Annotated in this window: 12 protein-coding genes; 9 read left to right on the top strand and 3 right to left on the bottom strand. The window is 63.5% G+C overall.

All coding sequences use genetic code 11. The features are described 5' to 3' along the window. Window positions 1-42: 42 nt before the first annotated feature. Window positions 43-903: an SDR family oxidoreductase gene (locus J0I79_RS33435; RefSeq protein WP_292869936.1), complete on the bottom strand. Its 861-nt coding sequence runs from the start codon at window positions 901-903 to the stop codon at window positions 43-45. A gap of 119 nt (window positions 904-1,022) precedes the next feature. On the opposite strand from J0I79_RS33435, the gene J0I79_RS33430 reads away from it, so the two are divergent. After that, window positions 1,023-1,895, top strand: a complete 873-nt coding sequence (locus tag J0I79_RS33430) for a helix-turn-helix transcriptional regulator (RefSeq protein ID WP_292869934.1) — start codon at window positions 1,023-1,025, stop codon at window positions 1,893-1,895. A gap of 259 nt (window positions 1,896-2,154) precedes the next feature. On the opposite strand, the gene J0I79_RS33425 is transcribed toward J0I79_RS33430, so the two are convergent. After that, a complete protein-coding gene (locus tag J0I79_RS33425; RefSeq protein WP_292869932.1) occupies window positions 2,155-2,808 on the bottom strand; it encodes a TetR family transcriptional regulator C-terminal domain-containing protein in 654 nt (217 codons plus the stop codon). Window positions 2,809-3,017: 209 nt separating this feature from the next. Between J0I79_RS33425 and J0I79_RS33420 the strand changes: the two genes are divergently transcribed. The 5 genes from J0I79_RS33420 (at window position 3,018) to J0I79_RS33400 (ending at window position 8,201) form a co-directional block, all read left to right on the top strand. Next, a complete protein-coding gene (locus J0I79_RS33420) occupies window positions 3,018-4,346 on the top strand; it encodes an aspartate aminotransferase family protein (protein WP_292869930.1) in 1,329 nt (442 codons plus the stop codon). A 68-nt stretch (window positions 4,347-4,414) separates the two neighbouring features. Then, on the top strand, window positions 4,415-5,665 hold the full coding sequence (locus tag J0I79_RS33415) for a Zn-dependent hydrolase (RefSeq protein WP_292869928.1): 1,251 nt from the start codon (window positions 4,415-4,417) through the stop codon (window positions 5,663-5,665). Between the two features lie 260 nt (window positions 5,666-5,925). Further along, window positions 5,926-6,291, top strand: coding sequence for a DUF559 domain-containing protein (locus J0I79_RS33410; protein ID WP_292869926.1), 366 nt, complete (start codon window positions 5,926-5,928; stop codon window positions 6,289-6,291). Window positions 6,292-6,370: 79 nt separating this feature from the next. Then, window positions 6,371-7,822: a dihydropyrimidinase gene (gene hydA, locus J0I79_RS33405; protein WP_292869924.1), complete on the top strand. Its 1,452-nt coding sequence runs from the start codon at window positions 6,371-6,373 to the stop codon at window positions 7,820-7,822. Between the two features lies 1 nt (window position 7,823). After that, entirely contained in the window at window positions 7,824-8,201 is a 378-nt protein-coding gene (locus J0I79_RS33400) for a hypothetical protein (protein ID WP_292869922.1), read from the top strand. Between the two features lie 23 nt (window positions 8,202-8,224). Here J0I79_RS33400 and J0I79_RS33395 read toward each other — a convergent pair whose 3' ends face one another. Continuing rightward, window positions 8,225-8,629 (bottom strand): cupin domain-containing protein, encoded by a 405-nt coding sequence (locus J0I79_RS33395; protein ID WP_292869919.1) that lies wholly within the window; start codon window positions 8,627-8,629, stop codon window positions 8,225-8,227. Between the two features lie 130 nt (window positions 8,630-8,759). On the opposite strand from J0I79_RS33395, the gene J0I79_RS33390 reads away from it, so the two are divergent. The 3 genes from J0I79_RS33390 to J0I79_RS33380 all read left to right on the top strand — a co-directional run. Further along, complete coding sequence (locus J0I79_RS33390) at window positions 8,760-9,551, top strand: ABC transporter ATP-binding protein (protein WP_292869916.1); 792 nt, start codon at window positions 8,760-8,762, stop codon at window positions 9,549-9,551. A gap of 364 nt (window positions 9,552-9,915) precedes the next feature. Next, a complete protein-coding gene (locus J0I79_RS33385) occupies window positions 9,916-10,794 on the top strand; it encodes an ABC transporter permease (protein WP_292869913.1) in 879 nt (292 codons plus the stop codon). Next, window positions 10,791-11,793, top strand: a 1,003-nt coding sequence (locus tag J0I79_RS33380; protein ID WP_292869910.1) for an ABC transporter permease, incomplete at its 3' end; no start/stop codon positions are given. The genes J0I79_RS33385 and J0I79_RS33380, both read left to right, overlap by 4 nt.

The raw sequence follows: 11,793 nt of genomic DNA, 5'->3' as shown, positions 1-11,793 counted from the left end.
CGGACGAGCCGCCTATGATGACTGTGTGTTCGATCCTGTCGGTCATGAATTCCGCTCCTGGGATTCTTGCGTCTTCGATTCTGGGGAGGCCGGCCCGACGAGGTCGAGGCTCAGCTCCCGCAATTTCTGTCTTGCCCCGGCGTCATAGGCCTGGGCATCGGCGCGGGATTCGCGCAGGCCGTCGAAATAGAGGCCGCTGCGTCCTTCAAGCGCGGGCGAGGCGGCAAGGTTGAGGATGGCGTCGGCGCCGGTCTCGACCGAGCTCCAGGGTGTCACGTCGGCCTGTCGCACCATGGTGGTGTCCATGTAACTCGCCGGATGCAGCGCGTTGATGGTGACGCCGCTGCCTTTCAGCTGTTCGGCCAGGTCGATGGTGAACAGGATTTGCGCCAGCTTGCTCTGGCAGTAGGCACGAACGCCGCTGTAGCCGTGGGCCAGCATGACATCGGCGAAGTCGATCGCCTGCTGGCCGGCCGAGGCGACATTGACGATCCGCGCCGGCGCGCTCGCCTTGAGCAGTGGCAAAAGTTCCGAGGTCAGCAGGAAGCCGGCGAGATAATTGACGGCAAAGCGCAATTCGTAGCCATCGGCGCTGACTTGCCTCCCGGCATTCTGGCCCGAAGTGCCGACGCCGGCATTGTTGATGAGGATGTCGAGCCGATCCGTTCGGGCACGTACGGCGTCGGCAAGGCGGCGAACCTCGGCCAGCGAGGCGAGGTCGGCGGCGAGGAATTCCGCCTTGCCGCCGGCGGCTTCGATTTCGGCGACCGCTGCCTTGCCACGCGCGGCATCGCGGCCGTGTACCAGCACGCGGGCGCCGGCTGCACCGAGCCGTTGCGCCACGACCCGGCCGACGCCGTCGGTCGAGCCGGTGATGAGGATTGTCTTGTCTTTCAGGTCCATGTCTTTCAGGTCCATGTCAGGAGCCTCCATTTCGTTGCTCCTGGCTGAAGATGGGACGGCAGGGGAACCGCAAACAGTTCAAACTTTATCCTGGTATCAGTACTGCTATAATAGCGGCCATGGACGCTTCCCTTCTCTCAGCCGAGGACAGCCGCCGGCGCGAGCTTGGCGCCTTCCTGCGCTCGCGCCGCGAAAGGCTGTCGCCGCAGACCGCCGGCATCGCCTGCGGTGCGAGGCGGCGCACGCCCGGCCTGCGCCGCGAGGAGGTGGCGATGGTTGCCGGCGTCGGCACCACCTGGTACACCTGGCTGGAGCAGGGCAGGGACGTGCGGCCTTCGGTGGAAGTGTTGACGGCGCTTTGCGAGGCGCTGCGCCTCGACGCCGCCGAGAAGCGGCATCTGTTCACGCTCGCCGGCCGCCAGCAGCCCGAACGCCGGCGCATCGGGCAGGCAAAGGTCGAAGGACCCTTGCTGCACATGCTGCAGAGCCTTGTGCTGCAGCCCGCCTATGTCGTCGGCCCGCGCTGGGACGTGCTGGCCTGGAATGACGCGGCGGTCGCCATTTTCGGCGATTACGGCCTGCTGGAGGGCGATGCCCGCAACATCATCCATGGCGTGTTCACCGATCCGAAGCGACGCCATCTGCTGGTCGACTGGGAGCAATTGGCGCGCGCCACGCTTGCCGCGTTCCGCGCCGAAAGCGCAAAATATACGGGCGACGCCGATTTCGAGCGGCTGATCGCGCTGATGATGCGCTCAAGTCCCGAGTTTCGCGAATGGTGGCCGCAGCGCGATGTGGTTCATCGGCTCTCCGGCCAGAAGCATTTGCGCCACCCGATCGCCGGTGCGATGACTTTCGAGCATATGAGCCTGTCGATCGACGACGGCTCGGACATGAAGCTGATCGTCTACACGCCGCTTGCCGAACAGAACTCGGTTGCGAAGTTGCGAGAGCTGCTGGATGCGCTGCCGGGAGAGCGGCGCAGCGCTTGACGTTGGCGCGTTCTGTGGCGAAGCACCCTCGGCTTCGTCATCCCTGGGCGGAGCAGCCGCGAAGCGGCGTCGCGGAGACCCTGGGATCCATTCCGTGACCTCTCGCATAGGGTGCTGCGGCGCAGAATTTTGGGCCGTCGCGAAGCGTTGAGGTCGCGGCATGGATTCTAGGGTCTGCGCCGCGTCGCTCCGCTCCTTGCTTCGCCCTAGAATGACGAAGTGATGATCGTCTTAGCCAATCCCCATGGTCTGCGGAACACTACCCCTTCGGCTTCAGCCCATCGAGAAACAACTGCTCCAGAAACCGTGCCGCGTCCTCGAAGCGGCCGTCGCCGCCGCGGTTGGGGCCGAGCACCGCGCGGACCTGGACGTCGAAATCGGCATAGTGCTGGGTGGTTGCCCAGATCGAGAAGATCAGGTGCCAGGGGTCGGTCCGGGCGATCTTGCCGGCGCGCATCCAACCCTTGATGACCGCCGCTTTCTCATCGACGAGCGTTTTCAATTCGCCGGCCAGCAGCGGCATGATGCGCGGCGCGCCTTGCAGGATCTCATTGGCGAACAGCCGGCTCTCGCGCGGGAAATCCCGTGCCATTTCAAGCTTGCGCCTGATGTAGCTCCGGAGCTCGGTCAGCGGATCGCCGATGTCGTCGAGTTCCCTGAGCGGCGCCAGCCAGGTGTCGAGCAGCCGCTGCATCAACGTCTCGTGAATGTCTTCCTTGCGGCGGAAATAATAGAGCAGGTTCGGCTTGGACATGCCGGCCGCTTCGGCGATCTGGTCGATGGTGGAGCCACGAAAGCCGTTGGTGGAGAACACTTCGAGCGCCGCCTCCAGGATCAGCTCGCGCTTTTCCTGCTGGATGCGGGTGCGGCGAGGGGCCTCCGTGCCGGTGTTCACCTTTGCCAGCCGCCGCATTGATCATTCTCTGGACCAATTCGCTGGACCAGTTTTTCCCCAGCCTGTGGAACGCGCTTCCAGTGCGGCATTTCCGCTAGTAATCCCTTGACCGCCGACAGGGCGGTGCTAACGTTTGTCCAATCGGTCAAAAATTTGCGTAGCATGAAAGCGCGGCAAAGACCAAGCGTTGGACGCACCGAAACAGGTTACAAGGGGAAGTCTTGGTCATGTCCAACCGGCTGAAAGTCACGCCGAACGATCTCAGCGCATTCTGGATGCCGTTCACGGCAAACCGGCAGTTCAAGCAGGCGCCGCGCATGTTCGTGTCCGCCAAGGACATGCACTACACGACGAGCGACGGCCGCAAGGTGCTGGACGGCACCGCGGGTCTCTGGTGCGTCAATGCAGGCCATTGCCGTCCCAAGATCACCGAGGCGATCCAGCATCAGGCCGCCGAACTCGACTACGCGCCTGCCTTCCAGATGGGCCATCCGATCGTGTTCGAGCTGGCCAACCGGCTGGTCGACATCGCGCCCAAGGGCATGGACCATGTCTTCTTCACCAATTCCGGCTCGGAATCGGTCGAGACGGCGCTGAAAATGGCGATCGCTTATCATCGCGTGAAGGGTGAGGGCTCGCGCACCCGCCTCATCGGCCGTGAGCGCGGCTATCACGGCGTCAATTTCGGCGGCATCTCGGTCGGCGGCATCGTTTCCAACCGCAAGATGTTCGGCACGCTGCTCGGCGGCGTCGACCATCTGCCGCACACACACCTGCCGGAGAAGAACGCCTTCTCCAAGGGTGTGCCTGAACATGGCGCGGAACTCGCCAACGAACTCGAACGTCTCGTCACCTTGCATGACGCATCTACCATTGCGGCTGTCATCGTCGAGCCGGTCGCCGGCTCCACCGGCGTCATCCTGCCGCCGAAGGGCTATTTGCAGAAACTGCGCGAAATCTGCACCAAGCACGGCATCCTGTTGATTTTCGACGAGGTCATCACCGGTTTCGGCCGTCTCGGCGCGCCGTTCGCGGCCGATTATTTCGGCGTCACGCCCGATATCATGACCACCGCCAAGGGTGTCTCCAACGGCGTCATCCCGATGGGCGCGGTGTTCGTGAAGAAGGAAATCCACGACGCCTTCATGACCGGCCCCGAACACATGATCGAGTTCTTCCACGGCTACACCTATTCGGGCAATCCGATCGCCTGCGCCGCCGCGCTCGGCACGCTCGACACCTACAAGGAAGAGGGCCTTCTGACGCGCGGCGAGGAGCTGGCTCCCTATTGGGAAGACGCGCTGCATTCGCTGAAGGGCGAGCCGCATGTCATCGACATCAGGAATATCGGCCTGATCGGCGCGATCGAGCTGGCGCCGATCGCCGGCAGCCCGACCAAGCGTGCCTTCTCGGCCTTCGTGAAGGCGTTCGAGCGCGGCGCGCTGATCCGCACCACCGGCGACATCATCGCACTGTCGCCGCCGCTGATCATCACCAAGGGACAGATCAACGAGCTGATCGATCATGTGCGCGATGTGCTGAGGTCGATAGATTGACAAACCAGGCGCGGATACCCCTCCCCCTCGAGGGGGAGGGGGACGTCGCGCAATTGGAGAGACTTTGAATGGCCGCACCCGGCGAGAATCTGCGAATCAATTCCGACCGTTTGTGGGATTCGCTGATGGAGATGGCGAAGATCGGCCCCGGCATCGCCGGCGGCAACAACCGCCAAACGGTGACCGACGAGGACGGCGAGGGAAGGCGCCTGTTCAAGCGCTGGTGCGATGCCGCGGGGCTCGCAATGGGCGTCGACGAGATGGGCACCATGTTTGCCCGCCGCGAAGGCACCGATCCCAGCCTGCCGCCGGTCTATGTCGGCAGCCATCTCGATACGCAGCCGACCGGCGGCAAATATGACGGTGTGCTCGGCGTTCTCGGCGGGCTGGAGATCGTGCGCTCGCTGAACGACCTCGGCATCAAGACCAAACATCCGATCGTCGTCACCAACTGGACCAACGAGGAAGGCGCCCGCTTCGCGCCGGCGATGATGGCGTCGGGCGTGTTCGCCGGCGTGCTGGACCAGGCCGACGTCTATGAACACACCGACAAGAACGGCAAGAAGTTCGGCGAGGAACTGGAGCGTATCGGCTGGAAGGGTTCGGAGAAGGTAGGCGACCGCAAGATCCATGCCTTTTTCGAACTGCATATCGAGCAGGGGCCGATCCTCGAGGACGAGGACATCGATATCGGCGTGGTCACCCACGGCCAGGGCCTGAAATGGCTGCAGGTGACATTGACCGGCAAGGAAGCCCACACCGGCTCGACGCCGATGCCAAAGCGCCGCAATGCCGGGCTCGGCATGGCGCGGGTGATCGAACTGGTGCACGAGATCGCCATGGACTACCAGCCCGACGCCGTCGGCGCGATCGGCCATATGGAGGTCTATCCCAACTCGCGCAACATCATTGCCGGGCGCACCGTCTTCACCATCGACATCCGCTCGCCGGAGAAGGAGGTGCTCGACGCCATGGATGGCCGCATCCGCGAGGGCATCGACACGATCTGCGACGCGCTGGACATCAAGTACAAGATCGAACAGGTCGGCCATTTCGATCCCGTCACGTTCGACAAGGGCTGCGTCAAGGCAATCCGCGATGCCGCCGAGCGGCTTGGCTATACGCACCGCAACATCGTCTCGGGCGCCGGCCACGACGCCTGCTGGATCAACCGCGTCGCGCCCACCGCCATGGTGATGTGCCCCTGCGTCGACGGGCTGAGCCACAACGAAGCCGAGGAGATCACCAAGGAATGGGCGGCGGCCGGCGCCGACGTGCTGTTCCACGCGGTGGTGGACACGGCGGGGATTGTGGAGTGAGGAGGTTGGGCGGCACCAGACGGATTCTTACGAAGAGGGACCCCCACCCTAGCCCTCCCCACAAGGGGGAGGGAACTTCTCTCAGCGCTGATCCGCGGCTAATTACCAACGCTTGGTGCGCCAAGGCTGTAGACCGGAGTGCGCGGCAGCGTTCCCTCCCCCTTGTGGGGAGGGTTAGGGTGGGGGTCCCTCTTCGCAAAAAATTCTTGTGCGATTTCTCCGCCGCTGCGGGAAGAGATTGAGGGGTGGAGGTACTCGTCTTGGCGCCGACCGCAATCGAGCCAATTGCCATAAAGCGTGCCAGGGCCTTGCGTCGAAACATGACGGAAGGCGAGCGTAAGCTTTGGTTCGAGTTGAAGGAATTTCGTCGGCTCTACGGCATACATGCGAGAAAGCAGGCTCCGATCGGGCCTTACATCGTGGACTTCGTCCTGCATGAGAAGAAACTCGTTATCGAAGTGGACGGAGAGCATCACTTCATGCCGGAGCAAATGGAGAAGGATCGGCAACGCGATGCATGGCTTGGCCAACAGGGCTATCATGTGCTGCGGTTCACGACTGGAGATTTGGCAAATTCTTTCGATGGTTGCATCGAGGAGATATTGAGAGAAGTTGGAGCCATGTAGCGGGCTTCGGCGCTGCGATTGATCTGAACTCTGCTGAAACGCTCGCCAAGAAGCGCGAAGAGAACAAGGGAACAAGAAAATGACCAAAGTCATCAAGAACGGCACCGTCGTCACCGCTGATCGCAGTTGGAAGGCCGATGTGCTGTTCAGCCACGGCAAGATCGTCGCCATCGGCTCGGACCTGCATGGCGATCACGAGTTCGATGCCACCGGCTGCTATGTGATGCCGGGCGGCATCGACCCGCACACCCATCTCGAAATGCCGTTCATGGGCACCTATTCGGCTGACGATTTCGAATCCGGCACGCGGGCAGCGCTTGCCGGCGGCACCACCATGGTGGTGGATTTCTGCCTGCCGGCGCCGCAGCAGTCGCTGCTCGAAGCCTTGCAGATGTGGGACAACAAGACTTCCAAGGCCTCCTGCGACTATTCCTTCCACATGGCGATCACCTGGTGGGGCAAGCAGGTGTTCGACGAGATGGCCACGGTGGTCGACAAGGGCATAACCTCGTTCAAACACTTCATGGCCTACAAGGGCGCGCTGATGGTGGACGACGACGAGATGTACGCGTCGTTCCAGCGCTGCGCCGACCTTGGCGCGCTGCCGCTGGTGCATGCCGAGAACGGCGACGTGGTCGCGGCACTCTCCCAGAAGCTGCTTGCCGCCGGCAATAACGGCCCCGAGGGCCACGCCTATTCGCGCCCGCCGGAAGTGGAGGGCGAGGCGACCAACCGCGCCATCATGATCGCCGACATGGCCGGCGTGCCGCTCTATGTCGTGCATGTCTCCTGCGAGCAGAGCCACGAGGCGATCCGCCGCGCGCGCCAGAAAGGCATGCGTGTGTTCGGCGAGCCGCTGATCCAGCACCTGACGCTCGACGAGACCGAATATTTCAACAAGGACTGGGACCATGCCGCGCGCCGCGTCATGAGCCCGCCCTTCCGCAACAAGCTGCACCAGGATTCACTCTGGGCCGGCCTGCAGGCCGGATCGCTGCAGGTGGTGGCGACCGATCATTGCGCCTTCACCACGGAGCAGAAGCGCTTCGGCGTCGGCAATTTCACCAAGATCCCCAACGGCACGGGCGGTCTCGAGGATCGCATGCCGGTGCTGTGGACCAGGGGCGTCAACACCGGGCGCCTGACCATGAACGAGTTCGTCGCGGTGACCTCGACCAACATCGCGAAAATCCTGAACATGTATCCGAGGAAGGGCGCCATCGTCGAAGGCGCGGATGCCGACATCATCGTGTGGGATCCCAAGCGCAAGAAGACGATCGCCGCCAAGAAGCAGCAGTCGGTCATCGACTACAACGTGTTCGAGGGCGTCGAGGTGACCGGCCTGCCGCGCTTCGTGTTCTCGCGCGGCGAACTGTCGATCGAGGAAGCCGAGGTCAAGGCCAAGCCCGGCCATGGCGCGTTCGTCGGCCGCGAGCCGAACGCGGCGGTCAACCGGGCGCTGTCGACCTGGAAGGAGATCACCGCGCCGCGCAAGGTGGAGCGGACTGGCATTCCAGCGACGGGGGTCTGAGATGCGTTTTTTGGGATTTCTTCTCGGCGCGGTGCTGGCTCTTGCTGCCGGTCACGCATCGGCGGCCGCTATCGACCTTTCCAAACCCTATGGCGACAAATATGGCTGCATCAACAAGAATGGCCAGGAAGTCGCCGCCGACCAGATGCTGCTTCTGACCGACAAGGAACTGATCACGGCGGCGAGCGCCTGCACGTTCACCGAGACGAAGGCGCAGGCCGACGGTTCGCTCGTAATCAAGGCGGAGTGCGAGGCCGAGGGCGAGGATGGCAAGTCGCCAGCCACCTTCACCATCAAGCGCAGCGCCAAGAACGCCAAGAAACTGTCCGTTGTGGATGAAGACGGCAATGTGATGGGCGAAGTCTCCCGGTGCAAATGACGGCGAGAGCCCACCCACTCACATCAGGCGACCAGCGCGTCCAGTTCCGGCAGCAGGACGACGCTTTCCTGTTCGTTGGGGTCGGTTCGGGCGATGACCGCCGAGGAGGGGGCGTCGCTGAGATTGGCCGGCAGGTGCGGCACGCCGGCCGGAATGTAGAAGAGGTCGCCGGCCTTGACGACGATGTGATGCTCCAGCCTCTCGCCATACCAGGTATGGACTTCGCCGGAGAGAACGTAGATCGCGGTTTCGTGGTTTTCATGCAGATGCGCCTTGGCGCGCGCGCCGGGCGGCATGGTGAGCACATGCATGCAGATGCCGGACGAGCCGACCGACTCGGTGGCGATGCCGGCGAAATAGGTCAAACCCTGCTTGCCTTCATAAGTGCTTTCAGGGCGGATAAGATGACATGTCGGTTTGGGCGACATCGGGGAAACTCCGGGCGTCGGGCTGACAGGACAGGACCAATGGGACGGGGCGAGTGGAAAACAACATCGCGATAAAAGCAATCGGAATCCGGCCGGCGTGGCAGCGGCGGGAACAGGCAGGCCTCTGCCGATGACGGGAACCTCGCCAGCCGTCGTCGCGGCAAGCAAACTTGGTCTCACCTTCCAGACGAATGACGGCCCGGTACAGGCGCTGTCCAATGTCGACCTCACCATCGGAAAAGGCGAGTTCGTCTCCTTCATCGGTCCTTCGGGCTGCGGCAAGACCACGCTCCTGCGCGTCATCGCCGATCTGGAGAAGCCGACCTCGGGAACCATCTCTGTCAACGGCATGACGGCGGAGCAGGCGCGCGAGAAACGCGCCTATGGCTACGTCTTCCAGGCGGCCGCGCTGTTTCCATGGCGCACCATCGAGCGCAATGTCGCGCTGCCTCTGGAGATCATGGGCCTGTCGAGGGCAGAGCAGGCCGAGCGCATCAAGCGAACGCTCGACCTCGTCAACCTCAGGGGATTCGAGAAGAAATATCCCTGGCAGCTTTCCGGCGGCATGCAGCAGCGCGCCTCGATCGCGCGTGCGCTGGCCTTCGACGCCGACCTGCTCCTGATGGACGAGCCGTTCGGCGCTTTGGACGAGATCGTGCGCGATCACCTCAACGAGCAATTGCTGCAGTTGTGGGCGCGCACCAACAAGACAATCTGCTTCGTCACCCACTCCATTCCGGAAGCCGTGTATCTGTCGACACGCATCGTCGTCATGTCGCCGAGGCCGGGCCGCGTCAGCGACATCATCGAATCGACGCTGCCCAGGGAGCGGCCGCTCGACATACGCGAATCGCCGGAGTTTCTGGCGATCGCCGCGCGCGTGCGCGATGGGCTGCGGGCAGGGCACAGCTATGACGATTGAGGCGGTGTGCCGCATAGGCGATGACGAGGCCGCCCCTACCTTCGTCATCCTAGGGCGGAGTAGCCGCGGAGCGGCGTACGCAGACCGAGCGGCCACCCATCCTTTCGTCATCCTAGGGCGGAGCAAGGAGCGAAGCGACGCGGCGCAGACCCTAGGATCCATGCCGTTACCTCGACGCTCCGCAGCAGTGCAGAATATGGCACCCTTTGCGCGAAGACGGCTGGAGGCCATTCTGCTCCGTTTTGACCCCTCGACCAAAGTCACGGAATGGATCCTAGGGTCTACGCAAGCCGCTTCGCGCTTGCTCCGCCCTAGGATGACGAAAAACGGGTATGGCCGCCCTGTCCTGAAGGGGGCTCGCTAGATGGACACCTTCCGCTCCAAGATCATCCCCGTCACCACCATCCTCGCCGCCGTGGTCGTGCTCTGGTACGTCTTCGCCGTCATCCTCAACGCGCCATTTCAGCGCGATCTCGACCAGCGCTCCAACGCGACACCGGGCACGATGGAGTTCATCGGCAAGACGCTGTCGCAGCCAAAGCCGACCATGCCGGCGCCGCATCAGGTGGCGGTGAATTTCTTCGAGAACACCTTTTTGCGGCCAATCAATTCGAACCGCAGCCTCGTCTACAATGCCTGGATAACGCTGTCCTCGACACTGCTGGGCTTCGCCTTCGGCACCGCGCTCGGCATCGTCATCGCGGTGGGCATCGTGCATGTCGCGACGCTCGACCGCAGCCTGATGCCCTGGATCATCGCCTCGCAGACCATTCCGATCCTGGCGGTGGCGCCGATGATCATCGTCGTGCTGGCGGCGGTGGGCATCACCGGTCTGATCCCGAAGGCGATGATTTCCACCTATCTGTCGTTCTTTCCTGTGACGGTCGGCATGGTGAAGGGCCTGCGTTCGCCCGAACTCATGCATCTCGATCTGATGCACACCTACAATGCCAGCCGCGCGCAAACTTTCTGGAAGCTGCGCGTGCCGGCCTCGGTGCCGTTCCTGTTCACTTCGATGAAGGTCGCGGTGGCGGCGAGCCTTGTCGGCGCCATTGTCGGCGAGCTGCCCACGGGCGCCGTCGCCGGCATCGGCGCCAAGCTTCTGGCGGGCGCCTATTACAGCCAGTCGATCGATATCTGGTCGGCGCTGGTGGCGGGCTCGATCGTGGCGGCGCTGCTGGTCATGGTGGTGGGCGTTGCCGGCCGCCTCGTCGACCGCGCCATGGGCGGGAGGCCGGCATGAACTGGCTGAAACCCTCCTGGCAAGCGGTGCTGGCGATCCTGCTGTGTGTGATCGCGATTGTGCTCGGCGCAATGTCGAAGCCCGAAGCGGCGGCACTTGCCGGCCCAAATGCGAGCATCGCCTATCCCTATCTAGGAACGAAGGCGCTGATGATCTCCGTCGCCGTGGTGGCGGCGCTGGTCTCGATGACCAGGATCGCTCCCCTGGCGGAAGCGCTGGTGCTGTTCATCGGCGCCCATCTCACCGCCTGGCTGCTGATCTCGGGCATCGCCGGCTTCGAAGGCACCGCGCTGGCGCCGTATTTCCTGCTGCTTGCCGCGGCCTGGCTGCTTGGGTGGCGCTGCGTGGCCGTCCTGTCGGCACTTCGCCCGGCCGGCAAGGCAATGCGGACGGCCTTGCGTCTGGTCATCCCCGCCATCTTCGGCGCCTGGATCCTGATCATCTGGGAGGCGGTGACGCGCGGCGCCGGCATTCCCTTCATCCTCCTGCCGCCGCCAAGCGCGATCGGCGCGCGTATCGCCAACTCCCTGCCGATCCTCGGCGCCGATGTGCGGCAGACCATCCTCAAGGCGGTGCTGTTCGGCTACATCGCGGGCAGCGGCGCCGGCTTCATCACGGCGATCCTCGCAGACCGCGTACCGTTCCTGCGGCGCGGGCTGCTGCCGATCGGCAACATGGTCTCGGCGCTGCCGATCATCGGCGTGGCGCCTATCATGGTCATGTGGTTCGGTTTCGACTGGCAGTCCAAGGCGGCGGTGGTCATCATCATGACCTTCTTCCCGATGCTGGTGAACACGGTCGCCGGGCTCGCGGCGTCGGGCCATATGGAACGTGACCTGATGCGCACCTACGCTTCCGGCTACTGGCCGACACTGATCAAGCTCAGGCTGCCGGCGGCCGCGCCCTTCATCTTCAACGCGCTGAAGATCAACTCGCCGCTGGCGCTGATCGGCGCCATCGTCGCCGAGTTCTTCGGCACGCCGGTCGTGGGCATGGGAT

Source organism: Mesorhizobium sp. (genome assembly GCF_017306585.1).
In the GTDB taxonomy this organism is placed as follows: Bacteria; Pseudomonadota; Alphaproteobacteria; order Rhizobiales; family Rhizobiaceae; genus Mesorhizobium.
This window is presented reverse-complemented; position numbering and strand designations above follow the sequence as displayed.